We start from the raw sequence: 26,367 nt of genomic DNA on the forward strand, positions 1-26,367 counted from the left end.
TCAAGCTGACATAATGCCGCTTGACTTTTTGTTATCATAATTTAAAGCGCTTTTTAAAAAGCTCGCAAATTCTATTGTTTTTTGTCGCAAATAGCAATATTCATGGCTTAATAAATTCGACAATATTGCCTGATGGATCTTTTGCATAACAAGATAAAGTGCCATCACGGTGTTGTTTCAACTTACCAAAACTCTCTGCTTTTTCAGAATTAAACGCAATGTGTGGCGGATGTTGATGTGGCACAACAAAGGCAAGTTTGACATTTTCAAACTCAATCATTGCCCATGTATCATCTTGATAAATCAGTTTGACATTAAAGTGCGACAAATACCATGTAAGTGTTTCCTCTAAATCTTTGACCACAATAGCAACATGATCCATTCTATCCATTTCATCGCCCTTTACTTATAAAATCTTGCCTCTAGTATAAAAACTATTTAAGCAATAGCCAACATTCTGTTAGTAGTTCTGTATCAGCCACTTCATGATCAAAATTGTAATAGCAGAATATACACGGCAAATCAGCAAGCTCCTCACCTGTATCAAGATGCTGAGCGATATAAGCAATCACTTTTTGTAATTTATCATTCATTTTTAAATTTAACCTCGCTTACTTACTGAGGCTTATGATAATTCGGCTTAGCTCTCATTTTTTGATCATTCTTGCTAAACCCAATTTTTTATCCACGTAATCTAACAATTATTCTAATTGGATATTAATCGACTAAGCTCATCAACATTTTTCGCACAAAGCTTAGCAACGGATAAGACCTTATCTCGCTGAACATGTTCAATATAAGCAATAAATTCATTAGCAATTCTAGCATTATAAAGTTCATAATCGGTAAAGCCATCGCCAACAATTACGGTTTTGCCCATTAGCTGATCTTGGATTTTTTTGGCACCAGTAACTTTTGAATCACAAAAACCATTGTCGTTATTAAGGCGATCAAAACACCCCTTTTCATCCCAGTATAAATTCACAGCATAAACGCGTGATGCCGGAATACCTAAATGCTCAGCAAAAGGCAAAATAAGCTCGCTAAAACCACCGCTAATAATCCATACTTTGACATGACGCTGATGCAGTTGCTCAATTAACTCTTTAATACCTACAGTTAATGCGCTAGGGCAATGCTGAGTAATAAATGCATCTAATGCTGCCTTTGTCGGTTTCGCTAATTTTAAACGCGCCTCCAGACTATCACGAAAACTCATCTCACCATTCATACCGGCATGAGTTAAGATTTCAATTTGTTGCATTTTAGATTCATCCCCTTGAAGCAACTCTGCCATGACTAGTTCTAGAGACTCAAAGCGAATGATCGTTGAATCAAAATCAAAAATTACATTATCATACTTTTTATACATAAACCTTGCCTTATCTAATGGCTTATTCACTCATTATCTCAATTAATTTGTTATCCAAGCACGATAACATAAACGCGGTCATTGCGGTTTTATTACCTGTTTGATAAAAATCAAGCATGAGCGTATTAAACTCAAGCTGGTATTTTACTGGCAGATTAATCGCCGGATAGCCTCGATCAAGCAAAATACCATTCATCATAAAGCGCCCCATACGTTTATTAACATCATAAAAAAACTGAATACGCGCCATATCTAGAAATAAACCAATCGCTTGTTGATATAACACCAATCCTTCAGAGTTGTGATAGTCAAAAATAATTTTCTGCCACAAGTCTGCCAAAACATCGGCTTTAGGTGGCATATAATCAGTGCCTGAAATAGTAACCTGTCCTGTCCGAAACTCCCCCCAAGAAAGAGCTTCTTCTTTTGCTGCTTCAAAATGCAGCTGACATGCAAATGATTGTTCTAGTGAAAACGTATTGTTTTGTATATTTTGAAATAAAAAATGCCATGCATCTGCTTGGTTTAAAGCAATGCGTTGATCCGATAATTTATGCCCACCCACGGTTACACCATCAAGCAAGGTTTGCACCTCTGGCAAAGTATAATGGATACCCTCTAAATTTACTGCATCATAAACAAATTCTGCTAACTGACGCTTAGCTAAAAATAATGCTTTCTGACGGTTTGGTTTTATTTCTTTTAATAGATCAAGTTCCATATACACTTTCCGTTTTATTAATTTTTAGCTGGATGCAAAATGGTAGGTTTTAAAAACCTTGAGTCTTTGTGCTTATAATCCAACGTAAAATGAAGCCCTCGACTTTCCTTCCTGCGCATTGCTGATTCAACCATTAATTCCGCGACTAACACAAGATTTCTAAGCTCTAACAAATCCGCAGTCACGGTAAAGTCAGAATAATAATCAAAGACTTCTTGTCGCAACAGCTTAATACGATGCATTGCGCGCTCTAGTCGTTTATTGCTTCTCACAATACCCATAAAGTCCCACATACAGCGCCTGATTTCACGCCAATTATGGCGAATAAAAACCTCTTCATCCGAGTCAGTCACTAGCGCATCATCCCAGCGGGGAATATCTGACATTGGCACTAATCCTGAGAGATTTTGTTTAATGTCATTGGCAGCTGCAAAAGCATATACAAGACATTCTAAGAGTGAATTACTTGCCATACGATTAGCGCCATGAAGCCCTGTATAAGTCACCTCTCCAGCCGCGTATAATCCGACAACATCGGTGCGCGCCTTATTATCGACCATCACACCACCACAAGTATAATGCGCCGCCGGCACGACGGGGATTTGGTCTTTGGTTAAATCAAGTCCATATTTTAGCAAACTCTGATAAATCATTGGAAAGTGCTCTTTGATAAATGCCTCGGACTTATGTGTAATATCCAGATATACACACTCTAAACCATATTTTTTCATCTGCAGATCAATGGCACGCGCCACGACATCACGAGGTGCTAACTCAGCGCGCTCATCAATTTCAGGCATAAAGCGCTTACCATTTGGTAGACGCAAATACGCGCCCTCACCACGGAGTGCTTCACTTAATAAAAACGACCCTGCTTTTGAATGATATAAAGATGTTGGATGAAACTGATTAAACTCTAAGTTTGCCACACGACAACCCGCACGATAAGCAATGGCAATGCCATCGCCACTTGAAACCACTGGATTAGTCGAGTATTGATAAACGCGTGAGGCACCACCCGAGGCCAAGACAACAGCACGTGCGGCAAAAGTTTCAACCTTATTTGATTTAAGATTTAATGCATAAGCACCCACACAACGCTGTTGCTGTAAAATCAAATCAACTACATTGAAGTATTCATAAACTTTAATATTAGGATGTTTTTTCACTAAGGCTGTAAGCGTTGTTTGAACCTCTTTGCCCGTAGCATCAGCCGCATGCAAAATACGACGATAGGAATGCCCACCTTCCATGGTCAGATGATAGTAGTTTTCATGCTCACTATCCAAAGTGAAATGGACACCTTGATCCACCAACCAATTAACACATGATTTCGCATGCTCAACAGTGAAGCGCACCGCCGCTTTATCACATAATCCATCACCTGCGATAAACGTATCTTCAATATGCGCCTCTAGCGAGTCACCTTTATCCATTACCGCAGCGATACCACCTTGAGCATACAGGCTAGAGCCCTCACCTAGAGCAGACTTACATAATATTGCCACTTCACAGTAATCCGCCAAATTAAGTGCCGCTGTTAATCCTGAGGTTCCTGCACCAACAATTAATACATCCGTTTTTTCAAGCATGTTAACTTATTTCGTTATTACACCAAAATTTAAGCGATTATACGTGATTCTGAGCCCATGTGTTAATACATCCCGTTAGTTATCCAGAATTTAATGATTTTAAAATTATCCAAAACATCATTGTAGTTATGTAACTACGAAACTATACTTAATCACATCAACACGTCTTGGAGTATATAACGATGAATATTAATACCTTTACAAGTAGAGAGTTTAATCAAAACCCAAATAAAGCAAAAAAAGCATCTAAAGATAGTATTGTTTTCATTACTGAACGCGGAACGATTTCACATGTTTTGCTGAGTGTTGATGCCTATCATAAATTGCAGAAAATCAATATACCACAAAGCAATATTGTTGACATGCTATCAATGCAAAGTGATCATAACATCGACTTTGAACCTGCTAAGCTTGGGACAGACTTGCTCAAAAAGGACATTTTTTAGATGTATTTACTGGATACCAATATTATTTCAGAGTTACGAAAAGCTAGCACAAATAAGGCGGATCCCAATGTAGTGAACTGGGCTTCATCTATTAGCCCTGTCGAGCTTTTTATTTCAGCCATCACCGTGCTTGAGCTAGAAATGGGTATTTTATCCGTGCATAGAAGGGATTTTAAACAAGGTAATATGTTACGCAACTGGATGGATAACCACGTTATGACTGCTTTTGCCAATCGAATTATTGCTTTTGACATGTTTGCTGCCAAACGTTGTGCTCAACTTCATATCCCAAATCCAAAATCAGATCGCGATGTGATGATTGCAGCAAGCGCTATCACGCATGGCATGACGCTAGTCACGCGTAATATTATTGATTTTAAAGACATGAGCGTAACACTGCTCAACCCTTGGGATAAACAACAATCTAGATAGCGCAACTTAGTTTGGTGAATTTTCACTTAGCTCAAAATACCTACTGGTACGCGTTTCTGGCATTTTATAAATCACTGCCAAAGTGATGATTGAAGTAATAATCAAATAATAGCAAGGCGCATAATGTGAGCCTGAAACGTCTACCAACATTAATGAGATCATTGGCGTTGTGCCAGCAAACAAGGCATTTCCGACATTATAAGCTGCCGACATACCACTATAACGGCATTCCGTTGGAAAAAGCTCACTAATTGCCACCTGAAAAGATGCTGTCATCGCTGCCACTAATAACGCAAAAATTGACTCGGCAATTAAGATCTGCACAATACCACCATAATTAAGCCAAATAAACATTGGATACGCCAGAATTAACAACAAGAATATCGGGACATTTAGCATGACTTTGCGACCCCACAAATCGGCAAACCAGCCAAACAGTGGCGAGAAAACGGCATAAACAACAGATACAACAACAGTAATCCACATCACAATATTGACATCTAAATGACGTGTCGCGATAAAATTATTCGGTAAAAAGGTTGCCATCATATAATAAGCAATTCCAATATAACCGGTTAACACAAACACCCATACAAGCGGCATTTTTGGACCCTTGAGCGCTGTCATTAATGGATTTTTTAGTGCCTTTTTTAACTTTTTTACTTCTTCAAAAAAAGGCGACTCACGCACTGAATGCTGCAGGAACATCGAGGTTAACGCAAAAATAAATCCAATAAAAAATGCCACACGCCAACCGTACTCGAGCATTTGCGCTTTACTAAAAACCGTGGCTAATACACCAACAACTACCGCGCTTAGGATCGTACCAACTTGTGATGACATCGCTGCTAAAGCGGTTGCAAATCCACGATATTGCTTTGGCGCACTTTCAGCCAACATGATCAAAACACCAGTATATTCTCCACCAACGGAGAAACCTTGCAACATGCGCGCCAAAATTAAAATCACCACAGCCCAAATACCAAAGCTATTATATGTTGGCATAATGGTCATAATAAACATCGGAATAGACATAAGCCCAATGCTAAGCGTGATCGCATAACGTCGCCCTAACCTATCACCAATAGAGCCTAACACAAAGCCACCCAGTGGTCGCATAAAATAACTGGCAGCAAAAATGCCAAACACAGTAATCAAACCAACGGTTCTATTTTCATCTGGGAAAAATAAGATACTTAGATAAGTTGCTAAATAACCATATAAACTAAATTCAAACCACTCCAGTGCTGCACCTAGGGTTGTGACTGCAACCGTTTTCTTTGTGCTTGCTTGCTTTGTCATTCGATTCATAACCTTTTTATCTTGTAGCGTGACGAGTCTATCAAAATTCTAAAGATTAATTAACTGAACCGACTCAAAATGTATCGAATTTGCTAAAGTTTGATACGCCTAAGACTAAATATTAACCCAAAAGAACTCATCGCACCCTGAGCGTACGTCGAAGCGGTGCACTGAGCATCAGTCGAAGTGGGTAAACTTGAGAAAATCCCACCTCAATAAAGGCTTCGACTTATGCTCAGCCAGCGCCTACACAATCGAAATGGACAAGAACATGGTCATAACCTTTGATATTTTTTGTTTAAACATGAGACTTCAATAAATAATTGACTCGACGTTTGAGCACCTCAAATTCTTTTTCTGGTGTCAAAATACGATCGAATTGGGTCTTGGTTTTTGCGCATATTGCTTCATCTAATGCAATCAATGAAGCGTTAACACTTTGTAGTTTAATTTGTAACTCACATACTTTTTCTAGGTAATATAATAAATAGACAGCTCCCGCTATACTTTTACCCGTCGTTAATAGACCATGATTACGTAAAATCATAACCTTTTTATCCTTCAAACTTTGAACGATTTCATGCCCTTCATTTGCTAACGCTAAGCCATTGTAATCATGATAAGCAACATCATTATAAAAGCGTAATGCTTGCTGATGACAAAACAACAAACCACTTTGTAATGAAGAAACCGCAACGCCATAGGTACTATGGGTATGCATCGCACTATGAATACTGCTACTTGCTTTATAAATTTCGGCATGAATATTAAAAGCTTGCGGCATGACCGTATAGCCATTTTGTGATAAAATCTGACCATTTAGATCAACTTTAACCAGATTTTCTGCAGTAACTTCTTCAAAGGGGACATTATGCGGGGTAATTAAAACCTCGTTTGATTCGACCATACGTGCACTTAAATGCGTTGCCAATAAATCATCCCAACCATAGTGGTAGACAATATGGTGACTTGCCACGAGGTCCTCACGCAGTTGATGCTCTAAGTCAGTCATATAAAACGTTATCCTTATTGCTCTAAGCTCATTAAAGACGCATTACCGCCTGATGCGGTCGTATCAATACTAATCGTGCGCTCAACAGCTAAACGATGCAAGTAAAAAGGTCCCCCTGCTTTTGGCCCTGTACCTGATAGACCTTGACCACCAAAAGGTTGCACCCCAACAACCGCACCAACAATATTGCGATTAACATAAATATTACCAACGCGAATATGCTTTTTAAAGAAATTAACGGTTTCTTGAATGCGACTATGCACACCAAAGGTTAGACCATAACCAGTTGAGTTAATGTCTTTAACAACCTTTTCAAGCTCGCTTGCTTTAAAGCGCACAATATGAAGCACCGGACCAAATACTTCACGCTTAAGCGCATGGATACTATCGATCTCAAATACCACAGGGTAAATATAATTTCCTTTCTCAAGTGCTTTATCCTCGCTAACCTCATGCACAAGCTTTGCTGATTGGCGCATGTTATCGATATGTGCTTTTAAGTTAGCTTGCGCTTCCTGATCGATCACAGGACCGACATCGGTCTCAATAAACGCTGGATCATGTACCTTTAACTCATCCATTGCCCCTTTCAGCATGGTAATAACATTATCTGCAATATCTTCTTGTAAATATAACACTCGCAATGCAGAGCAGCGTTGTCCTGCACTATCAAACGCGGATGAAACCACATCACGCACTACCTGCTCAGGCAAAGATGATGAGTCAACAACCATCACATTTTGCCCACCAGTTTCAGCGATAAATGGTACAATCGCACCCTCTTTGGCTGATAGTGTTTGTTGAATGGTTTTGGCTACCTCAGTTGAGCCTGTAAAGATCACACCTGCAACACGTGGATCTTGCGTTAATGTACTACCAACGTCTTCTCCTGTACCTGGTACAAATTGCAATACACCCTCAGGAATACCTGCTTGATGCAGTAATTTAATCGCTTCATAAGCAATAATTGGTGTTTGCTCAGCAGGTTTTGCAACTACCGTGTTACCCGCAGCCAAGGCGGCTGTTACCTCACCTAAGAAAATGGCTAAAGGAAAATTCCACGGACTGATACAAACCACAGCACCACGACCATGTAGGCTAATTTGATTAAGCTCACCCGTAGGACCTGGTAGAGTTTTAGGTGAGGCAAATTCAGCACGCGCTTGTGCAGCATAATAACGACAAAAATCAACGGCCTCACGAATTTCATTAACCGCATTTGCCAATGTTTTACCTGCTTCACGCACAGCAATCGCCATAAATTTTGGCATATTTTCTTCTAACAAATCCGCACACTTATCCAAAGCATCAGCACGTTTTTCAGCTTCAACTAGGCTCCAAGCGTCAAATGCAGTATGCGCAACTTCCATCGCTTTTTCAGCCATTATCTTATTGGCATTATAAACTTTGCCAAATATTTGATTATTTGCCGGATTAAAAATATTTTCCGCAGTAAGTTTTGATGTATCAACACCTTTAATTAAAGGTTTAGCAATATAATCATCACGATCAAATTGACTCATTTGCAAAGCCAATTTTTCCAAAGTACGCGTATCATTTAAATTATAACTTTTTGAATTCATTCTTTCTTCTCCAAACATATTCACAGGTAAAGCAATTTGTGGGTGAGGCATAAAACCTAAACGTGTCGCTTTCTCCACAGGATCTTCAACCAAGCTCTCAATGGGCGTTTGTTCATCAACAATGCGATGGACAAATGATGAATTGGCACCGTTTTCTAATAGTCGCCTGACCAAGTAAGGTAGTAAATGTTTATATGTGCCCACAGGTGCGTAAATACGACAAGGAATATTAAAATTATCTTCACCAACAACATGATCATAAAGCGCATCACCCATACCGTGCAAACATTGAAATTCATAATCACGATAATCTCCTGCTAATTGCATAACTAATGCTGTCGTATAGGCATTATGCGTCGCAAACTGTGGGTAAATATGTTTGCTATTGGCAAAGAGCTTTTTAATGCACGCCTGATAAGATACATCGGTATAACATTTTTGGGTAAATACTGGGTAACCCTCTAGCCCTTCAACTTGTGCATGTTTAATCTCAGAGTCCCAATAAGCCCCTTTGACCAAACGAATCATAAATCGGTGTCCCGTGCGCTTGGCTACATCAATCAAATAATCAAGCACAAAGCTAGCACGTTTTTGATACGCCTGAACAACGATACCAATGCCTTCAAAGCCTTGCAAAGACGTCTCATGTGCTAAACGGCTCACCAATTCAAGTGACAACTCTAAGCGTTCTGTCTCTTCGGCATCGATATTTAGACCAATATTATAGCGTTGTGCTAGCTCAACTAATTTTAATAATTTAGGGTACATCTCAGCATGCACGCGATCTGCTTGCGCCACTTCATAACGTGGATGTAAAGCAGATAATTTAACTGAAATCCCAGGATTAGTGCGTACACTGTTTTTTGTTGCTGCAAACCCTATAGCATCAATCGCCTGACGATATTCATTATAGTAATACTCAGCATCCGCTTTAGTAGTTGCCGCCTCGCCTAACATATCATACGAGTAAGTAAAGCCCATCGCTTCTTTTTCTTGGGCGCGTTTTAAAGCCTTGTCAATCGTCTCACCCATCACGTATTGCTGACCAAGCACTTTCATTGCATGCATAACCGCGCGACGCACAACAGGGCGTGAGCGCTTATCTAAGAAGCCTTTTAACACGCCTTTAAATTTATTCTGATATTGCCCCAGTTTTAGTATCTTACCAGTCAACATCAAACACCAAGTTGCGGCATTAACAAACAAATACTCACTATCACCAACATGCTCCTGCCAGTTAGCACTCGTTAATTTATCTTTAATAAGTTTGTCTGCTGTATGCTTATCTGGAATACGCAATAAGGCTTCTGCTAGACACATCAATACAATCCCTTCATCACTTGAAAGATCATACTTGGTCATGAAGGCATCTAAACCGCTCTTACTTAAACGCGTTTCACGTACACTGGCCACCAAGCCACTGGCAATATCCTGCACAGATAAACGCTCTTTGTCTGTGAGTGCTGCTTGCTTGGCGAGCTTCTCTACAATCATTTGTTCATCACACAACCAGTGCTTTGATATCTCTTGCATCAAACTGGATTGATCAAACTTATTATTTCTATCTAAAATCATCGTTAATTCCTGAGAAGGGAAATTTATATTACTTGCTTTCTGTTGCGCTGTTTGTTTTTTAACGGTTAAAACCTTATCAATCATCATTTGATGGGTCTCGTCTGCCGGTTTTGATTTAATAAACCAGTTAAAAAGATCCTGATCTTCACATTTAAGCAATGCATGAAATGCTTCTTTTTCAGCTTGAGGTGCTGTTAAGTAAGCACATTCGATATATGGCAAAAGAATAAGGTCTAATTCGAGCATGCCTCTTCTTGCCGCCCAGCGTAGGCGCGACAAAACTTCTTGATCTGTCGCATTCTCATTTTCGTTTTCAACAATCATCGTTCACCCCTTAGCCACAATAAAAGATTCCTAAATTCTCGGCATGGTAGCATAAAAAATAAAAAAAACGTAAAGAAAACTAGCGATTCAAAATGCTTGTAATTTTATCAAACTTTGACACTGTCCATTTATCAAAGCCATGCTATTATTGTTATAGAACTTGCTAAACCTCATCTAAGGATAGAAGGAAATAAATGAGTCTATTTAACCTTATTGAGTTACATACATTTTTAATAATATGTGAAATTTTAATTTTAATCGTTGTCGTGCGTATGGTTGCAGAAAAACAAAAACCAACTAGCATGATGGCATGGCTTCTTGCGATTATTTTAATACCCTATGTTGCCGTGCCATTTTATTTCATTTTTGGCATTCGCAAACGTAAGCGCAAACGTCATAAACATGAATTTAATTTACGTAAAATTGATCATGTCGACACTTATAACCCACACCCTATTCGTACCGTACTGATTAATCAGGATATTCCAGCACCTACAAGCAATAATCACTTTGAACTTTATCTTGACGGTATTCATGCCTATGAGGTACTCATTAATCAAATTCATAAAGCCAAAACAAGCATCTACATTAGTACCTATGTTTTTCAAAATGATCATGTAACCTTAAGACTTCTTGCCGCATTGACTGAAAAAGCCAAACAAGGAGTCACAGTGAAGCTCTTAATCGACTCTCTAGGCTCCTATCGCGTGTATTTCAATCAGCGAATTTTTAAACGCTTGCGCAAAGCTGGAGGCAAAGTGTGTTTCTTCATGCCAATTATTCAAATGCCTTTTCGTAATTATATTAACTTTAGAAACCATCGAAAAATTTATCTATTTGACAATTATACTGTGCTCACCGGAGGAATGAATTTAGGCGATGAATATATGGGACCCACTCTTTGCAATAAGCGCTGGGATGACATCTTGTTTAAAATACAAGGGCATGCAGTTTGCCATTTTCACAACATCTTTGCTTCTGATTGGGAGTATTCAGCAAAAGAGCATCTTGATCAAATGAGAGAGGTTTGTTTGAAAAAAAACTATGGGCAAAACTTAATTCAAATCGCCCCTTCAGGACCTGATATCCCTAATGATGCCTTATATGACTCACTTATTGCCGGCATTTATGCCGCACAAACACGAATCTGGATTGTAACCCCTTATTTTGTACCATCTGACTCATTGCTGGAAGCACTACAAATTGCTTATCATCGTGGCGTTGATGTCAAGCTGATCACGCCTAAAGTTTCCAACCACTTAATTGCTGATTTAGCGCGTAGTAACTTTATGCGCCAACTTGCTAAAACCGGCATTGAAATCGCGCTATTTGACAAGAAGATGATCCATGCAAAAGCCGTTTTATTCGATGATAAAGCAGTTATGCTTGGTTCCGTCAACCTCGACAATAGAAGCTTATTTTTAAATTATGAAGTAGTGACCTATGCTTATGAAGCCCCCATTATCAAACAAATTGATCAATGGATGAGTGAGTTTTTAAAAGATGCTGACAAGAGATTGCCAGCACCATCAAAAGCACGTAAGTTAGGAGAAAGTATGGTTAAAGTTTTATCACCTTTATTATAGTTATGTTTAAGCCATCACTAATTACGCTAAGCTGTGAGAGTCAGGTTAAATCCTCATTTACGCCTGATTTTTTTAACATCTTGAGTTGGAATATCTACAAGATCAATCATAAGGATCCTGCTGAGTTTCAACATTTTATCAAAAGCTTACAGCAAGCATATAACCTTCACTTTTATTGCTTACAAGAAGCAAAACATAGTGATAGCGCAAGCTTTCCATTAGATGGCTTTTGTTTGCATTTTGCACCTAATTTACAACTTAAATCACATGCCTATGGTGTGATGACTGCAAGCAGTATTATGAGTCATCAAGCACAGCAAATCTTGTCCAAAAAAACGGAAGTTCTATTTAAAACACACAAATCAAGTCTTGCCAATCACTATGTTTTTGCTGACAACACCCCACTAATCATCATTAATGTACATGCGATTAATTTTAATAACTCACGTATTTATGCAGAAGAAATTCTGCAATTGCATGATTATCTTGCCGAGTACCAAGACGCTGCTATTGTTATTGCCGGTGATTTCAATAGTTGGAATAAAAAGCGTAATTCACTCATTCATGAGTTCTGTCATGCGCTGAACTTAACACAAGCACAATTTGAAGAAGATAAACATATCAAGCGCTTTGCCAAGCATCCACTTGATCTTGTTATGTATCGCAATCTCAATTGCCAATATGCCACGGCAATCGATAGCCGTAAAATCTCAGATCACAATCCATTAATACTTAAATTTAGTCGGAGTTAATGACTATGAATGAATTTAGGAAATAAGTTGTGTTTCATCAGATATTACCTCTCCCCTTGAGGGATCGCTCGTGCAGCTTACGCTGCGCGGGTGAGGGGAAATTAAACTCAACTTATTTTTTGCTATTACTATGGATATAAAAAAAGCGCCCTTAGGCGCCCTTTTTATTATCAAAATCGCCCATCAAAATGAGCAATGTTGCAACTTATAGTTTACGAGACTTTAAGTTGCCAAAACGTTTCTGGAAGCTATCGACACGTCCAGCTGTATCAACCACACGTTGCTTACCAGTGTAAAATGGATGGCACATTGAGCACACATCTAATTGAATATCTTGGCTCTTTGTAGAGCGTGTTTCAAATGTATTGCCACAGCTGCAGCTTACTGAAACTGTTTCATACTTTGGTTGAATCTCTAAATTCATCTTTATTTACCTCTTTAAATATATTGTTGCCGCCACCTAAGCCCATCTTAAGCACCGCAGAGTAAAAACGCTGCACATCATAGCGCAAAGCATATCATCTCTCAAGCTTTTAGCTCGATTAAATTAACGAATTCACTAATTCGATGAAATATACTTCTCACGACGTACACGCTTAGCATCAAAACCACTATCTGTTAATAGGGCAAATGCATCATCAATCATATTGGGGTTACCGCATAGATAGACAACATCTACTTCAGGGTTTAAATCCAATTGATCAAAGACATACTGCACATAACCTTTTTGCTCATCAGCAGCTAAAACTTCTTGTTCACGAGACAAACAAGCCTTGAAGTATAGCGAATTTATCTTATCTGCATATTGACGAAAGTCTTCTGCATAAATCGCATCAGCCTTATACTGCACACCAAGTAGGATATGCACCTCTTTTACATCTTCAGCTAAAGCTTTCTCAATCGTTGGCAGCATCGCACGATATGGTGCAATACCCGTGCCAGTGCCTACCAGAATAAGCTTACGGATTTTCTCGCCCTCTTTTAATACTAAGCGCCCTGCAGGCCCCATTGCGCTGAATTTATCCCCTACCTTCATATTAAACAAATGATCTGAAGCTATCCCACCATCAACATAAGAAATGGCAATCTCAACCAAATCCGTATCTTTAGGAATGCTTGCCACACTATAACTACGTCGCCTGACTTTGCCATCTTCATGATCAAACAAGAAAGTAATAAACTGCCCCGGAACAAAATTAAATGCACTGCCATCTGCTTTTTTAAACGTTAAGTGTTTAACATTAGGTGCAATATCTCTTGATTCAACCAACTCTGCTTCAAATTTCTCAATTGCCATAAAATTTAGAATGATCATTTATCAATAATGGGCAACAGTTTACGAGTGTTATTATCAATAATCCATTATTTTGTATGTAATGATGTATAAATAAGTTGCATCAGCTAGCACTCCCCCTTGCCGGAGCGGTCGTGGAGCTTAAGCTCCACGAGTTAGGCGGTAGTTATACATTGATATATATTTCTATGTACATCCTATCGTGATGGTATATACTACTAAATATATATTAAAGCTAACGGAGCAATAAAAATGATCTCGACAGTTTTTAAAAATGGTAATAGCCAAGCCATCAGAATACCACAAGCGCTAAAGTTGGAATCCAACAAAGTGGACATTAATAAAGTTGGTAACGCCCTTATTGTTCGGGAAATTCCTCAATCATGGGATCAAGCTTTTAAGTGTTTAGATGAGTTTGATAATTTCATGATTGAAAAACGAATCGATCTGCCATTACAAAAAAGAGAGGATATAAGATGATTAAGCTTATGTTAGATACTAACATTTGTATTTTTATCATTAATGAAAAGCCACCTATGGTACTCGAAAGATTTAAACAATATAAATTTAATGAAATCGCTATATCATCTATCGTTTATTCAGAGTTGGTATACGGTGCTTATAAAAGCAAAAGAGTTAATCAAAATATATCAGCATTGGCAGGATTTGTTGCCCCACTTTCTATTGTTGAGTTTGACCACGATGCTGCTAATGAATATGGACTTATTAGATCATCTCTTGAAGCAACAGGAAATTTGATTGGTGCAAACGATTTACTCATCGCTGCTCATGCAAAATCGCTGAATATACCATTAATAACAAACAACACTAAAGAATTCAAAAAAGTAGATGGTCTTACTGTCATTGATTGGGTTATAAAGCAATAGATTATTGACACTTTATACGCCTTATCAATTCAAGCCATTACTAACTTGATAAATCAATTTCAAAATACGCCTGATAACGCTCTGTCAAAGCATTAAGATTAGCAGTAATTTCAATAATTTCTTGCTTCTTTTCCAGCAAGTTCATTAAATGCTCAGGCACTTTGATTTTCTCTTGGACAATTGGTTCAATCACTTCTTCAAACTTCGCCGGATGGGCAGTCGCGACAACGATATAATCTGTATCTTCCGGTAAGTGTTCACGCGCAAAAAATGCGGTTGCCGTATGTGGACAAATAAGCATCTTATGCTCATTCTTTACCTTAGCAATCATCTCTTTAATGTCACTATCAGATGCTTTAAAAGCTTTTATCTCATGAGCAAAAACATCAAAATCAGGGAAAAGCGCATAAAGGCGCTCAAAGTTACTTGGCTTACCGACATCCATCGCATTAGCAAGTGTTTCGATACTTGCTTTATTTGGCAATCGTTGATTCGCTAAGAACTGACCAATCACATTGTTTTCGTTTTGTGCAATGACAATATCACCAATCGGCAAGCCCATTTTTTTCGCCCAAAAACAAGCGCAAACATTACCAATATTACCCGATGGCACGATGAAATTTGCCTTTTTGCCATGCTTTAAAAAATACTGCCAAGCAGTATAGGCGTAATAGGTTGTTTGCGGCAACAAGCGCCCGATGTTAATGCTATTGGATGTATTCAAATAAGTATTATTTTGCCACCATTTATCGGCAAATGCGCCTTTAACCAATGCTTGACAATCATCAAATGTACCATCAACTTCAACTGCACAAACATTGTCTTGCCAACAAGTAATCTGCTTTTGCTGACGCAGTGAGATTTTACCCTTAGGAAAAAGTACCAGCACATTGATATTTTGCTTTTGATGAAAGGCTGCGGCAACAGCAGAGCCTGTATCGCCTGACGTTGCTACCATAATCGTGAACTTCTTATCTGTTTTAATATGACTTAAAGTGTTAGCCAAAAACCTTGCGCCAAAATCTTTAAACGATAAGGTTGGACCATGAAAAAGCTCAAGAACCGATGTTTTTTGATCAACATCGACCAATGGCAAGGGAAAGCTAAAACTATCATGGCAGATTGTATTTAATTGACTAGCAAGCAGATCACCTTTAAAAAATGGTGCTAGCAGCTTTGTTGCAAAATCAGGATAAGTGATTGTACTATCTAAAATCTGCCAATCAAATACGGGGAAAGATTGAGGCACATACAGCCCACCATCTTCTGCTAAGCCATTTTGTAATGCATTTGATATTGATACAGCTTTTGCATCACCTCTTGTACTGATAAACTTCATACTTCCTCCTTTGCGATAATTTGCCCACCTTTTTCGGATAAGCTTGTGATATATTTCTGCGCTGATAACCCCTCTTTAGCAAATACACCAACTAACTCATTGGCAACCATTATTGCATCATTTTTATTACGACTTAAAGCAAATAGTGCAGGACCGGAACCCGAGATACCAAAGCCAAGTGCGCCAAGTCTAATTGCGCTTTCTTTTGCTTGATCAAAACCTTTAATAAGCACTTTACGTTTTGGTTCAATTAATACATCTGCAAAATATCTTTTAAAACGTGCAAGATCACCTTCATAAAGCGCGCTAATGATTGCGGTAGTTTTGGCACTTTGTGCAACAAACTCTTTAACTGTAAAAGGTACATCAATAAGCTTTCGCGCCTCTTTGGTTTCGACTTTTAAGCTCGGCACGACAACACTAGAATATAAACCTAAACTCGGTAGTTGGATAAACTCACATGGTTTAGAGTTTTGCAACAACACCAAGCCGCCAAACATTGCAGGGACAGCATTGTCTCCATGATAAACCCCACCGGAGATAAGACTCTCGCCATAAATCGCATAATCAATTATTTGATCTCTTGCCAGTGGTTCCAATAAAAATTCATTAACGGCTAAAATCGCTGCCACCGAGGATGCCGCTGAACCGCCAATACCAGAGCCTAAAGGAATTCCCTTTTCAATAACAATGTCTAAACCAATTGATAGATGGTGATCTTGCAAAAATTTCTTTATTACCGCACCACAGACATTCTTATCGATATCTAAACTAAGATCATTTTCTGTTAATACGCCACAGATTTGTCTAATGACTAATTGTTTATCATTCCGCTTTTGCAAGTGTACTTTATCACCAACACCCGATAACGCAAAGCCCATGAGGTCAAACCCTACCGCAAAATTTGCACTGGTTGCTGGCGCAAACGCACTGACTTTGATTATTTTTTCATTTATTTTTATGCTTTTTATCATTTCATCCATTGGCTAAATCCTTTACCTCTAAACGCATCATTTGTTCATGCCCCCTCACTCAACCACTTTTCAACTAATGATTTATCATTATGTGTAACTTTTTTATAATGCAAAAGGCTACTGATCACCTCTCCCCTTGCGGGAGAGGTCGCACTGCGACTGCAGTGCGGGTGAGGGGTATTTTTATCTATCACTTCTGTAGCTCCTTATAAATATCATTTAGAACATCTTCCGTTTTTTCCAAAACATCATGATTCCAAAAGCGTAATACGCTATATCCTTTGCTCACCAATTTTTGTGTTCTTACCTCATCTACAGCCTTTTTCTGCATATTATTATGCTGACCACCGTCACACTCAATAATCAATTTTTTTTCAAAACAGATAAAGTCCACGACATACGCATCAATAATAACTTGCCTTCGAAATTTATAGTTGCCTAAATGTCGATTTCTTAGGTAATACCAAAGTTTTGTCTCTGCATCGGTTTGATTTGTTTTTAACTGTTTTTGGAATAGCTTAATATTCATAACACCCCTCACCCGACAGGCTTTGCCTGTCGACCTCTCCCGCAAGGGGAGAGGTAAGTTATTTTCCAGTATTCTAGTGCATTACCAGCTTTATATCTCTTGCCTGACAAAACAGCCTCACTATACATTAAAATTTAAAATTCAACTGCATTATTTACCTCTCCCCCCGTGGGAGGTCGCACTGCAATCGCAGTGCGGGTGAGGGGTATTTTTATCTACTGCCACTTAACTCATTCCTATTCAACTTCTCATTTACCTCTCCCCTTGCGGGAGAGGTCGCACTGCAATCGCAGTGTGGGTGAGGGGTGTTTTTATCTACTTCCACTTAACTCATTCCTATTCAACTTCTCATTTACCTCTCCCCTTGCGGGAGAGGTCGCACTGCAATCGCAGTGCGGGTGAGGGGTGTTTTTATCTACTGCCACTTAACTCATTCCTATTCAACTTCTCATTTACCTCTCCCCTTGCGGGAGAGGTCGCACTGCGACTGCAGTGCGGGTGAGGGGTATTTTTATAAGATTCCACTAGATACTATTCCTGTGAATTTCATCTTAATTAGAAATCGCTAATATATCACCAAAAACACCCGCAGCAGTCACTTCAACACCAGCACCTGCTCCTCTTATCACCATTGGCGAATGCGCGTAGCGCTTGGAATAAATCAGCACCATATTATCGGCACCATCTAGGCTAACAAATGGACTATTTTGTGCCAATGGTGCGACAGATACTTTGGCTTCACCTGTGTCTGATACTTCTCCGATAAAATGAAGTGCTGAAGCTTTCCCTTGTAATGCTTTAAGCTGTTGTGTCAATTCCTTATCATGGGTTTTAATATTCGTTAAAAACGTCTCTTTTGAGCATGATCTTAAATTCTCAGGTGTTAAATTCTGCACTTCAACATCACTCAACTCAAGATTCAAACCGATTTCACGCGCCAAACAAACCACTTTGCGCGCCACATCCATACCGGATAAATCTTCACGTGGATCGGGCTCTGTGTACCCTTTGTCATAAGCCAGCATTAAACTTTCAACAAAGCTTTTGCCTTTATTGACTTCATTGAAAATAAAGCTCAATGTCCCTGAAAAGACTCCTTGGATTTTATGGATTTTATCCCCTGTTTTTTGCAAAGTCTCTAAGGTGCTAATAAGAGGTAATCCTGCGCAAACATTGGTTTCATATTTAAATGAAACATTATGATTACATGCCACTTGGCGAAGTTTGCGATAATAATCCATCGATTGCGTATTAGCATATTTATTGGGTGTTACTACATGAATGCCTTGCGCTAAAAAATCGACATAGACTCGAGCAATATCAACACTTGCTGTTGCATCAACTAATACCTTGTGCGCACAAGACAGTGATTGTAAGTGCTTGATTAAAGCACTTGTGTTTGCTTTGCGATCACTTGTTTTTAGTAGATTAAGCACATCTTCTTCTACTAACAAATCATCACCACATAGCAATTTAGTTGAGCTCATTACTGCGACCAAACGCAAATTAATATTTTGCTTATGCAACACTTGTTGCTGTTGTTTTATCTGATTGACAAGCTCAGCACCGATGCCACCGACACCAATCAATGCAATCACCATTTCTTGTACGGGTGGGTTTTTTGCTTGTTGATGAATTAGATTAAGCGCTAGATCTTCATCTTCTTTTTTAACCGTAACGGTAATACTTCGCTCAGATGAGCCTTGGGTAATTGCATGGATATTAATCTTCGCATCTGCTAGTGGTTTAATCACACGCGCTAAAGCACCAGGCTGCGCTTTCAATCCATCACCAACTGCTGTAATCATCGCATAACCTGTTTCACAATAGATATGCTCAATATCACCACGCTCAATTTCCGCTTTGAAATGACGCTCTAGTGCTTTGGTAGCACGCTTGGCAAGCTTTGCTTCAATCGCAAAGCAAATCGAATACTCCGAGCTTGATTGTGAGATCATCATCACTGAAACTTGTGATTGCTCAAGCACATTAAAAACTTTGGCTGCCATTCCTGAGACGCCGATGATGCCAGCACCTTGTACGCGCATCAAGGCAACATTTGAGATACTCGTTAAACCTTTGATAAGGTATTGCTCAAGGTTTGTCTTATCCAGTGCACGAATAATCTCAGTTCCTTGTTTTTGTGGTTCATAGCTACTTTTTATCTCAATTGGAATCCCCATTTCCATCATCGGGTTGATTGTTAATGGATGAACAACTGAGGCGCCAAAATAGGCCAACTCTAACGCTTCTTTATAAGATAACTGTTTGAGTTGACGTGCAGTTTCAACCACTTGTGGATTCGCACTATACACACCAGCAACATCCGTCCAGATCACTAATTTACTCGCCTGCAAAAGCTTAGCAAAAATAGCGGAGGAATAATCACTACAATTCATACCCAAAATACTGCGCACACCCTCTTGGTTTTGTGCAATGAAGCCAGTAATGATATAAACTTTGTGTTTACGATTATGAAATTTGTCATCAACTGCTTGCTGACTTTTTTGCCAATCAATACTGACAGGATTATGATTATCATCAACGAATAATACCTCAGAAGCATTAACAAACTCAGCAGCAACGCTCCTATACTGTAAGGCAGCTGTTAAAATCTGCGCTGACCACAGCTCACCAAATCCTAAAATAAAATACTCTAAGGCATCACCACAAATACCACTTAATGCAATTGTCATTAACATTTGTTTTAAATGAACAATGTCATTGCTAAAAACACTCTTAAGCGCTTCGTCTTCAGGGCATAATGCACTAATCAGGGATAGATGGTGCTCAGTAAGTTGCCCAATAACTTTAGTGCTATCTCTATTTTCCAAAGCAAGTTCGATTGATTTTTTCAATAAATTCGTAGTTTTACCACTTGCAGAAACAACCACTGATTGCGGTGTCGTGCCGATAATACTAACTACACGCTCAATTTTTACCACGTCTGCAAGACTACTACCACCAAATTTATTTACGATATACTCCATCAACCACTCACCTTCAAAAATTAGCATGAGCTTTCATTATATAAAGATTACTTGGCAGAATTCATTATAAAAAATCAACTATTTGGTGATGGTGCTATTAGCGCTTAATTTTACAAAAACAAGAGCAAACCAAAGCTTTTATTAATATGTCATTTTAAGCCAATACCCTTCGACTTCGCTCAGGGTACAGTAAGCATTATTGGGTAACTATTTTCATAACCACTTAGCAACATCCAGTGCACTATAAGTAAGAATGATTTTAGCACCAGCTCGTTTTATCGCTGTTAATGATTCAATAACAACACCTTTTTCATCCACCCAGCCTTTCTCAGCAGCGGCTTTAATCATCGCATACTCGCCGCTGACATGATATGCCGCGATTGGCAAGTTGCTATTAGCTTTAACATCCTGAATAATATCTAAATAGCTCAAAGCCGGTTTAATCATTAAAAAGTCAGCACCCTCATCTTCATCCATTTGAGCCTCTTTAAGCGCTTCTTTTTTGTTGCGATAATCCATCTGATAGGACTTTCTATCACCCTTTGGTGTTGAGTCACAGGCACTTCTAAAGGGACCATAAAAGCTTGAAGCATATTTTACTGCATAGGACATAATCGCAACCTCAGCGTAATCTGCTTGGTCTAAAGCATAACGCATCGCTTGAATCATACCATCCATCATGCCACTGGGAGCGACAATATCTGCCCCTGCTTCGGCATGTGAAACGGCTGTTTTTTGTAAAATTTCTAAGGTCTGGTCATTATTAATCTCTTCATTATGCATAATGCCACAATGACCATCTTCAGTATATGCACAAAGACAAACATCTGTGGCAATAATCAATTGCGGATGAAGCGCTTTGATCTTAGCAATCGCCTGCTGCACAATACCGTCATCAGCGTAATTTTCTGAGGCATATTTATCTTTACTCGCTGGGATGCCAAACAGCATAATCGACAAAACACCGGCTTTTTTTATCTCATCCATCAGCTCAGGTAGCCGATCAAGTGACCAATGATATTGATTTGGCATACCATTAATCTCACGCTTGATATTCTCACCATGCACGACGAATATTGGGTACATCAAGTCACTCACATGCAAGCGTGTCTCAGCAACATGCTCTCTGATCGCTTCAGTTCGGCGCAATCTTCTTGGACGTGTCACCGGGAAAAAAACCATGTTATGCCCCTTTTTTCTTTGGTTTCTTGCGATATAACACCGAGATATTGCCAATTAATTGCACCAATTCACATTTGGTCTTCTGGCAAATTTCCTCAGTCGTTGCTTGACGCGCGTCTTTTTCAGCTCCCGCAATTTTCACTTTAATAAGTTCATGCGCTGTTAACGCCTGATCAATCTCAGTTAATACATTCTCAGTTAACCCTTTTTCTCCGAGCATAACAACTGGATTTAAACTGTGTGCTTGCGCCTTTAATTGCTGACGTTTTTGTGATGTTAATGCCATATTTTCCTCTGTGTTTTAAACAACATATATACTCAAGCAATTCTACACTTATTTGCTTAAGCTTAACTAGCTTTACTTTTTATTTATCTGTATTTGTCAAATTTTATTGACTACTCTGCCAACGCCAGCTATCTATCATCATGTCTTTAATATCAAGTGTCGCCTGCCAATTAAGCTCTTGTTTTGCCTTTGAGCAATCGGCCCAACACTCATCAATATCACCGGCACGTCGTGGTTTTATTTCAAAGGGAACCTTCTCTCCTGTAGCTTTTTCAAATGCATCAATGACTTCAAGCACCGAGTAACCATTACCCGTACCTAAGTTCCAAATGTGACATCCTTTTTGATCTTTAATGTATTCATATGCCTTTAGATGTCCTAATGCCAAATCCACTACATGAATATAATCTCGAACCCCTGTACCATCAGGCGTATTATAATCATTACCAAATACCGATAGCTTTGCTAACTTACCACTGACAACCTGTGTCAAGTAAGGCAGTAAGTTGTTTGGTACACCATTAGGTAACTCGCCAATTAAGCCACTTTTATGCGCACCAACTGGGTTAAAATATCTTAGCAACGCGATCGACCATTCATTATCGGCAAACGCCAAATCTTGCAGTATTTTCTCGACCATCACCTTAGAAACACCATAAGGATTGGTTGGCGCGCCAACAGGGCATTTTTCAGTAATCGGCATTTCTGCTGGACTGCCATAAACCGTCGCTGATGAGCTAAACACAAGGTTTTTGACATTATGTTGTTGCATCACTTTCAGTAAATTAAGTGTGCCTGAAACATTGTTATCATAATACTCAAGCGGTTTAAAGACACTCTCACCTACTGCCTTTAATGCTGCAAAATGAATCACCATTTTTATATCGTATTGACTGAAAATTTGCTGCAACACAACCTCATCACGTATGTCACCTTCAACAAATATGGGCTTTTTTGAAGTAATTTGCGCAATACGCTCAACTATATTCTCGCTACTGTTATAAAGATTATCTAACACAACAACATCTAAGCCTGCTGTTAAAAACTCGACCACCGTATGTGAGCCGATAAACCCAGTACCGCCGGTTATCAAAATCATATTTGTCCTATTAATATCACTTTATCTTTTAATGCCATTAATCTAACAAATTAACAAAATAACGCCAATCAGAAGTTAATATAAAAAACGACAAAGTTAGAATCAACTCTAGAGTTTTAACAAAAAACTTGGAACGGACTCCAGACTTTTTAGATAAAAACTGGAATCAGCTCCAACATTCCTCATTCAAACTAAGCTTTAGCGCGATATATGTAACTTCAAAATAGCTGACAAAAACACTGATTTTCTAACACATTCGTGTAAAATACACTAAGTTTTCATTATCGAGTTAATTAACTTATATTTTTATACAAGTTATAGAGGATAAATTTTGATTTTATTACGTTATCTTAATCGCGAACTTGTGAATATGACAATGGCGATTATTCTTATCCTACTGTTGATCGTCATCAGCAATATGTTTGTGCGATACTTATCGATCGTCTCTGGCGGCAACATTGAAGCTGATGCCGTTTTCAAGATGATCTCGGTGATGTTACCTAAATATATCGCATATTTGTTACCAATTGCCTTTTTCTTTGCCATTTTGATTGTTTACGGCAAGATGTTTGCTAACAACGAACTAACGGTCACCTTTGCTTGCGGCACAAGCTGGTTTCGCTTATTAAAATTCATTATGATTCCCGCATTAAGTCTATTTGCGATAGAGCTTGTTTTAACCTTACTGGTTTTACCGAAAATGGATCAAAATTACTTTCTGGTACAAAAAACAACAACTAAAAACTCCCTTTTAAGCTTTATTCAACCGGGGAAAATCACCCCCTTTAACGATGGAAAGCAAGTCGTTTACACCAAGTCAACCGACCCTGATGGCACTTTGCATGATATTTTTATTTATCAGCAAAAAACCAACAATGGCAGCACCATTATCACAGCGCCTACTGGATATGCCGAAACGAGACCCGATGGCAATCAATATTTAGTGCTTAAAAACGGCTATTTTTATGACGCAAAACCTGGTGTTGCCGAAGTGCAGAAAGGTCATTTTGCTGAAGCAACACAATTTATCTCAACCAAAGTCAGCGTAGGCTACAACAACTCGATCGAATCTGTCCCTACCTCTGAGCTGATCAATAGCAATGAACCACGCTATCAGGCTGAGCTACAATGGCGCTTAAGCTTTCCTTTGGCAATACTCGTAGCCTCTCTTATTGCATTGGCAATGTGTAAAATGCGTCCACGCCAAAGTCGTTACAGCAAGATTATCCCTGCACTTATTGTATTTATTCTTTATTTTAATCTATTGTCTTTATCCAAATCATGGCTTAATGATGGCAATATCCCAAGTTGGCTTGGGCTTTGGTGGGTGCATATTGTATTTGCAGGTATTATGCTTTTAATACTCAAACAATACAATGGACGTATTTTTGGAGATCAAACCAAAGAGGTCAACGCATGAAACGCTTAACTTTATACGTTGCCTCAACCGTTTTATACACGTCTTTTATTATGATTTTGGCATTAACTGCCATTTTCTTTTTATTCACCTATATCGCACAAGCCGGTGATATAGGCAAAGGCAACTTCACTGCATTAGCTGCCTTTTTGTACGTCCTATATGAAGTTCCTGCTAATATCTATTTGATTATGCCAGTATGTGCTTTGTTAGGTGGCTTAATGGGACTTGGACTTTTAGCTAACAATAGTGAACTGATCGTTATGCGCGCTTCAGGTCAATCAATCACACAAATTGCCAAGGGTGTACTATTAGCCGCTTTTGGTTTAGCCTTTCTTACGTTTTTAACTGGCGCTTATATTGCACCCTATTTCCAAAAAAAGGCAACCATTAACAAGACGCTTGCCACCGGAGGCAATGAGGCATTGGTTTTATATGATACCCAGACCTTATGGACTCGCGAGGGTAACGCCTTTATTCATGTTGGTAAAAATGATGTTAATGGCAAGCTTAAAGACATCACTAAGTATACGATCGATAACAACCAACTCACTGCAATTGACCATGCCGATAATGCGTTATTTACCAATAAGCAATGGCAAGTCAACGATGTCTCAAGTACGCAAATTGGTAAAAATAGCAGCATTGTTTACCATGATAAACAGCAGTATTGGAATAACCTATTACCGCCGTTTTTACTTAAGATCATTACCTCTAATACTGATTATCTCAACTTAAGTGAACTGATTGACTATATCAAAGTCAACAAAGAAGGTCAGCAAAGCGCTAATCGCATTTGGCTTAAATTTTGGCAGACTTTCTTCCAGCCGCTATCACTCATTATCTTAATGCTGATTGCCGTCCCCTTTTCTTTAGGGTCGATGCGCTCATCAGCTTTGGGTTATAAGTTTATTATCGGTATGCTTTTTGGCTTTAGCTTCTATATTATTAATCAAACCTTTGGTCCCTTTAGTCTTGTTTATAACCTCTCAGGATTCTGGGGAGCTGCTATTCCAAGTTTTATCTTTTTGATTATCTTAGGCTTCTTATTCTGGAAAATGCGAGAATAAAACAATGCACCCTCTTTCTAAAACACAAGCTAATAAAGATAAAGTACCATTAAGCAAAGTACGCATTATTGCTGGCAAGTATAAATCACGCCAGATTGAATTTAGTGGCGCAAATAACACTAGTCTGCGCCCAACCTCAGATCGCTTACGTGAGACATTATTTAATTGGTTGACGCCATATATGGTTGATGCCGTCTGTCTTGATGCCTTCTCTGGTAGTGGCGCTCTGGGTTTTGAGGCTTTATCGCGCTTGGCGAAGTCTTGTGATTTCTTTGAGCTTGATGCCCAGGCGATAAAGCACTTAAACAACAATAAACATAGACTTGCCATAGATAACGCTGTTATTTATCAAAGGGATGTTTTAAGTCATCTCAAAACTTGCACCAACTATAATGTCATTTTCCTTGACCCTCCGTTTAGTAGCGATTTGCTAGAACAAGCCTTATCAGTGATCCTTGCAAATAACAATATTAACAATGATTGCGTCATTTATGCCGAATACGCAACAAACAATACGCCGCTATCATTGTTACACTTCACTAAGCTTAAACAAACCAAACAAGGTGCAGTTTCTGCGTGCTTGTTACAAAAACCATGATTTGT

Annotated in this window: 26 protein-coding genes; 9 read left to right on the forward strand and 17 right to left on the reverse strand. The window is 38.8% G+C overall.

Annotated elements, in window-relative coordinates; translation table 11 throughout:
• Nucleotides 1–100 precede the first annotated feature (100 nt).
• From ACZ5V8_RS07930 to nadB, 5 genes are all read right to left on the reverse strand, one after another.
• Nucleotides 101–391, reverse strand: a complete 291-nt coding sequence (locus ACZ5V8_RS07930; RefSeq protein WP_464217356.1) for a VOC family protein — start codon at nucleotides 389–391, stop codon at nucleotides 101–103.
• Between the two features lie 43 nt (nucleotides 392–434).
• Nucleotides 435–593, reverse strand: a complete 159-nt coding sequence (locus ACZ5V8_RS07935) for a hypothetical protein (protein WP_464217357.1) — start codon at nucleotides 591–593, stop codon at nucleotides 435–437.
• 113 nt (nucleotides 594–706) lie between these two features.
• Nucleotides 707–1,372 carry an HAD-IB family phosphatase gene (locus ACZ5V8_RS07940; protein ID WP_464217358.1) on the reverse strand — a complete coding sequence of 222 codons (666 nt, stop codon included), beginning with the start codon at nucleotides 1,370–1,372 and terminating at the stop codon, nucleotides 707–709.
• Between the two features lie 22 nt (nucleotides 1,373–1,394).
• The gene (locus ACZ5V8_RS07945) at nucleotides 1,395–2,093 is read right to left on the reverse strand and encodes a Fic family protein (protein ID WP_464217359.1); all 699 of its coding nucleotides are present in this window, start codon (nucleotides 2,091–2,093) and stop codon (nucleotides 1,395–1,397) included.
• 17 nt (nucleotides 2,094–2,110) lie between these two features.
• A complete protein-coding gene (gene nadB, locus ACZ5V8_RS07950; protein WP_464217360.1) occupies nucleotides 2,111–3,685 on the reverse strand; it encodes an L-aspartate oxidase in 1,575 nt (524 codons plus the stop codon).
• Between the two features lie 182 nt (nucleotides 3,686–3,867).
• Between nadB and ACZ5V8_RS07955 the strand changes: the two genes are divergently transcribed.
• Nucleotides 3,868–4,131 carry a type II toxin-antitoxin system Phd/YefM family antitoxin gene (locus ACZ5V8_RS07955; protein WP_440615688.1) on the forward strand — a complete coding sequence of 88 codons (264 nt, stop codon included), beginning with the start codon at nucleotides 3,868–3,870 and terminating at the stop codon, nucleotides 4,129–4,131.
• The gene (locus ACZ5V8_RS07960) at nucleotides 4,132–4,563 is read left to right on the forward strand and encodes a PIN domain-containing protein (protein WP_464217361.1); all 432 of its coding nucleotides are present in this window, start codon (nucleotides 4,132–4,134) and stop codon (nucleotides 4,561–4,563) included.
• Nucleotides 4,564–4,569: 6 nt separating this feature from the next.
• Here the strand turns inward: ACZ5V8_RS07960 and ACZ5V8_RS07965 are convergent, their stop codons facing one another.
• From ACZ5V8_RS07965 to putA, 3 genes are all read right to left on the reverse strand, one after another.
• Complete coding sequence (locus tag ACZ5V8_RS07965) at nucleotides 4,570–5,865, reverse strand: MFS transporter (protein WP_464217362.1); 1,296 nt, start codon at nucleotides 5,863–5,865, stop codon at nucleotides 4,570–4,572.
• Between the two features lie 298 nt (nucleotides 5,866–6,163).
• A complete protein-coding gene (locus tag ACZ5V8_RS07970; RefSeq protein WP_464217363.1) occupies nucleotides 6,164–6,877 on the reverse strand; it encodes a class II aldolase/adducin family protein in 714 nt (237 codons plus the stop codon).
• Nucleotides 6,878–6,891: 14 nt separating this feature from the next.
• The gene (gene putA, locus ACZ5V8_RS07975; protein WP_464217364.1) at nucleotides 6,892–10,359 is read right to left on the reverse strand and encodes a bifunctional proline dehydrogenase/L-glutamate gamma-semialdehyde dehydrogenase PutA; all 3,468 of its coding nucleotides are present in this window, start codon (nucleotides 10,357–10,359) and stop codon (nucleotides 6,892–6,894) included.
• Nucleotides 10,360–10,553: 194 nt separating this feature from the next.
• Here putA and cls point away from each other — a divergent pair, with 194 nt between their 5' ends.
• Complete coding sequence (cls, locus tag ACZ5V8_RS07980) at nucleotides 10,554–11,945, forward strand: cardiolipin synthase (protein ID WP_464217365.1); 1,392 nt, start codon at nucleotides 10,554–10,556, stop codon at nucleotides 11,943–11,945.
• A gap of 2 nt (nucleotides 11,946–11,947) precedes the next feature.
• A complete protein-coding gene (locus ACZ5V8_RS07985; protein ID WP_464217366.1) occupies nucleotides 11,948–12,697 on the forward strand; it encodes an endonuclease/exonuclease/phosphatase family protein in 750 nt (249 codons plus the stop codon).
• Nucleotides 12,698–12,902: 205 nt separating this feature from the next.
• Here the strand turns inward: ACZ5V8_RS07985 and rpmE are convergent, their stop codons facing one another.
• Both rpmE and ACZ5V8_RS07995 read right to left on the reverse strand, forming a co-directional pair.
• Complete coding sequence (gene rpmE / locus ACZ5V8_RS07990) at nucleotides 12,903–13,121, reverse strand: 50S ribosomal protein L31 (RefSeq protein ID WP_464217367.1); 219 nt, start codon at nucleotides 13,119–13,121, stop codon at nucleotides 12,903–12,905.
• A 135-nt stretch (nucleotides 13,122–13,256) separates the two neighbouring features.
• Complete coding sequence (locus ACZ5V8_RS07995) at nucleotides 13,257–13,994, reverse strand: ferredoxin--NADP reductase (protein WP_464217368.1); 738 nt, start codon at nucleotides 13,992–13,994, stop codon at nucleotides 13,257–13,259.
• 249 nt (nucleotides 13,995–14,243) lie between these two features.
• On the opposite strand from ACZ5V8_RS07995, the gene ACZ5V8_RS08000 reads away from it, so the two are divergent.
• Entirely contained in the window at nucleotides 14,244–14,471 is a 228-nt protein-coding gene (locus ACZ5V8_RS08000) for an antitoxin (RefSeq protein WP_464217369.1), read from the forward strand.
• Entirely contained in the window at nucleotides 14,468–14,878 is a 411-nt protein-coding gene (vapC, locus tag ACZ5V8_RS08005) for a type II toxin-antitoxin system tRNA(fMet)-specific endonuclease VapC (RefSeq protein WP_464217370.1), read from the forward strand. The genes ACZ5V8_RS08000 and vapC overlap by 4 nt, the downstream gene beginning before the upstream one ends.
• 40 nt (nucleotides 14,879–14,918) lie before the next feature.
• On the opposite strand, the gene thrC is transcribed toward vapC, so the two are convergent.
• The 7 genes from thrC to galE all read right to left on the reverse strand — a co-directional run bounded on the left by thrC (nucleotide 14,919) and on the right by galE (nucleotide 23,277).
• Nucleotides 14,919–16,217: a threonine synthase gene (gene thrC / locus ACZ5V8_RS08010; protein WP_464217371.1), complete on the reverse strand. Its 1,299-nt coding sequence runs from the start codon at nucleotides 16,215–16,217 to the stop codon at nucleotides 14,919–14,921.
• Complete coding sequence (locus ACZ5V8_RS08015; protein ID WP_464217372.1) at nucleotides 16,214–17,200, reverse strand: homoserine kinase; 987 nt, start codon at nucleotides 17,198–17,200, stop codon at nucleotides 16,214–16,216. The genes thrC and ACZ5V8_RS08015 overlap by 4 nt, the downstream gene beginning before the upstream one ends.
• Before the next feature lie 181 nt (nucleotides 17,201–17,381).
• The gene (locus tag ACZ5V8_RS08020) at nucleotides 17,382–17,720 is read right to left on the reverse strand and encodes an endonuclease domain-containing protein (RefSeq protein ID WP_440615676.1); all 339 of its coding nucleotides are present in this window, start codon (nucleotides 17,718–17,720) and stop codon (nucleotides 17,382–17,384) included.
• 551 nt (nucleotides 17,721–18,271) lie between these two features.
• Nucleotides 18,272–20,737 (reverse strand): bifunctional aspartate kinase/homoserine dehydrogenase I, encoded by a 2,466-nt coding sequence (gene thrA / locus ACZ5V8_RS08025; RefSeq protein WP_464217373.1) that lies wholly within the window; start codon nucleotides 20,735–20,737, stop codon nucleotides 18,272–18,274.
• Between the two features lie 186 nt (nucleotides 20,738–20,923).
• A complete protein-coding gene (gene hemB / locus ACZ5V8_RS08030; protein WP_464217374.1) occupies nucleotides 20,924–21,892 on the reverse strand; it encodes a porphobilinogen synthase in 969 nt (322 codons plus the stop codon).
• 1 nt (nucleotide 21,893) lies between these two features.
• Nucleotides 21,894–22,178 (reverse strand): ribosome assembly RNA-binding protein YhbY, encoded by a 285-nt coding sequence (gene yhbY, locus ACZ5V8_RS08035; RefSeq protein ID WP_440615673.1) that lies wholly within the window; start codon nucleotides 22,176–22,178, stop codon nucleotides 21,894–21,896.
• A gap of 103 nt (nucleotides 22,179–22,281) precedes the next feature.
• A complete protein-coding gene (galE, locus tag ACZ5V8_RS08040; RefSeq protein WP_464217375.1) occupies nucleotides 22,282–23,277 on the reverse strand; it encodes a UDP-glucose 4-epimerase GalE in 996 nt (331 codons plus the stop codon).
• A 331-nt stretch (nucleotides 23,278–23,608) separates the two neighbouring features.
• On the opposite strand from galE, the gene lptF reads away from it, so the two are divergent.
• From lptF to rsmD, 3 genes are read left to right on the forward strand one after another with little or no spacing between them, the layout of a single operon-like run.
• Nucleotides 23,609–24,697, forward strand: coding sequence for an LPS export ABC transporter permease LptF (lptF, locus tag ACZ5V8_RS08045; protein WP_464217376.1), 1,089 nt, complete (start codon nucleotides 23,609–23,611; stop codon nucleotides 24,695–24,697).
• Nucleotides 24,694–25,764: an LPS export ABC transporter permease LptG gene (lptG, locus tag ACZ5V8_RS08050; RefSeq protein ID WP_464217377.1), complete on the forward strand. Its 1,071-nt coding sequence runs from the start codon at nucleotides 24,694–24,696 to the stop codon at nucleotides 25,762–25,764. The genes lptF and lptG overlap by 4 nt, the downstream gene beginning before the upstream one ends.
• A 4-nt stretch (nucleotides 25,765–25,768) precedes the next feature.
• On the forward strand, nucleotides 25,769–26,362 hold the full coding sequence (gene rsmD / locus ACZ5V8_RS08055; protein ID WP_464217378.1) for a 16S rRNA (guanine(966)-N(2))-methyltransferase RsmD: 594 nt from the start codon (nucleotides 25,769–25,771) through the stop codon (nucleotides 26,360–26,362).
• Nucleotides 26,363–26,367 lie beyond the last annotated feature (5 nt).

The organism is Cysteiniphilum sp. GTC20157, from assembly GCF_055396795.1.

What these genes read in the sequence shown, in the direction of transcription:
- ACZ5V8_RS07930 (WP_464217356.1), bottom strand. Translation starts at nt 391, where the DNA reads ATGGATAGAATGGATCATGTTGCTATTGTGGTCAAAGATTTAGAGGAA.
- ACZ5V8_RS07935 (WP_464217357.1), bottom strand. Translation starts at nt 593, where the DNA reads ATGAATGATAAATTACAAAAAGTGATTGCTTATATCGCTCAGCATCTT.
- ACZ5V8_RS07940 (WP_464217358.1), bottom strand. Translation starts at nt 1,372, where the DNA reads ATGTATAAAAAGTATGATAATGTAATTTTTGATTTTGATTCAACGATC.
- ACZ5V8_RS07945 (WP_464217359.1), bottom strand. Translation starts at nt 2,093, where the DNA reads ATGGAACTTGATCTATTAAAAGAAATAAAACCAAACCGTCAGAAAGCA.
- nadB (WP_464217360.1), bottom strand. Translation starts at nt 3,685, where the DNA reads ATGCTTGAAAAAACGGATGTATTAATTGTTGGTGCAGGAACCTCAGGA.
- ACZ5V8_RS07955 (WP_440615688.1), top strand. Translation starts at nt 3,868, where the DNA reads ATGAATATTAATACCTTTACAAGTAGAGAGTTTAATCAAAACCCAAAT.
- ACZ5V8_RS07960 (WP_464217361.1), top strand. Translation starts at nt 4,132, where the DNA reads ATGTATTTACTGGATACCAATATTATTTCAGAGTTACGAAAAGCTAGC.
- ACZ5V8_RS07965 (WP_464217362.1), bottom strand. Translation starts at nt 5,865, where the DNA reads ATGACAAAGCAAGCAAGCACAAAGAAAACGGTTGCAGTCACAACCCTA.
- ACZ5V8_RS07970 (WP_464217363.1), bottom strand. Translation starts at nt 6,877, where the DNA reads ATGACTGACTTAGAGCATCAACTGCGTGAGGACCTCGTGGCAAGTCAC.
- putA (WP_464217364.1), bottom strand. Translation starts at nt 10,359, where the DNA reads ATGATTGTTGAAAACGAAAATGAGAATGCGACAGATCAAGAAGTTTTG.
- cls (WP_464217365.1), top strand. Translation starts at nt 10,554, where the DNA reads ATGAGTCTATTTAACCTTATTGAGTTACATACATTTTTAATAATATGT.
- ACZ5V8_RS07985 (WP_464217366.1), top strand. Translation starts at nt 11,948, where the DNA reads ATGTTTAAGCCATCACTAATTACGCTAAGCTGTGAGAGTCAGGTTAAA.
- rpmE (WP_464217367.1), bottom strand. Translation starts at nt 13,121, where the DNA reads ATGAATTTAGAGATTCAACCAAAGTATGAAACAGTTTCAGTAAGCTGC.
- ACZ5V8_RS07995 (WP_464217368.1), bottom strand. Translation starts at nt 13,994, where the DNA reads ATGGCAATTGAGAAATTTGAAGCAGAGTTGGTTGAATCAAGAGATATT.
- ACZ5V8_RS08000 (WP_464217369.1), top strand. Translation starts at nt 14,244, where the DNA reads ATGATCTCGACAGTTTTTAAAAATGGTAATAGCCAAGCCATCAGAATA.
- vapC (WP_464217370.1), top strand. Translation starts at nt 14,468, where the DNA reads ATGATTAAGCTTATGTTAGATACTAACATTTGTATTTTTATCATTAAT.
- thrC (WP_464217371.1), bottom strand. Translation starts at nt 16,217, where the DNA reads ATGAAGTTTATCAGTACAAGAGGTGATGCAAAAGCTGTATCAATATCA.
- ACZ5V8_RS08015 (WP_464217372.1), bottom strand. Translation starts at nt 17,200, where the DNA reads ATGGATGAAATGATAAAAAGCATAAAAATAAATGAAAAAATAATCAAA.
- ACZ5V8_RS08020 (WP_440615676.1), bottom strand. Translation starts at nt 17,720, where the DNA reads ATGAATATTAAGCTATTCCAAAAACAGTTAAAAACAAATCAAACCGAT.
- thrA (WP_464217373.1), bottom strand. Translation starts at nt 20,737, where the DNA reads ATGCTAATTTTTGAAGGTGAGTGGTTGATGGAGTATATCGTAAATAAA.
- hemB (WP_464217374.1), bottom strand. Translation starts at nt 21,892, where the DNA reads ATGGTTTTTTTCCCGGTGACACGTCCAAGAAGATTGCGCCGAACTGAA.
- yhbY (WP_440615673.1), bottom strand. Translation starts at nt 22,178, where the DNA reads ATGGCATTAACATCACAAAAACGTCAGCAATTAAAGGCGCAAGCACAC.
- galE (WP_464217375.1), bottom strand. Translation starts at nt 23,277, where the DNA reads ATGATTTTGATAACCGGCGGTACTGGGTTTATCGGCTCACATACGGTG.
- lptG (WP_464217377.1), top strand. Translation starts at nt 24,694, where the DNA reads ATGAAACGCTTAACTTTATACGTTGCCTCAACCGTTTTATACACGTCT.
- rsmD (WP_464217378.1), top strand. Translation starts at nt 25,769, where the DNA reads ATGCACCCTCTTTCTAAAACACAAGCTAATAAAGATAAAGTACCATTA.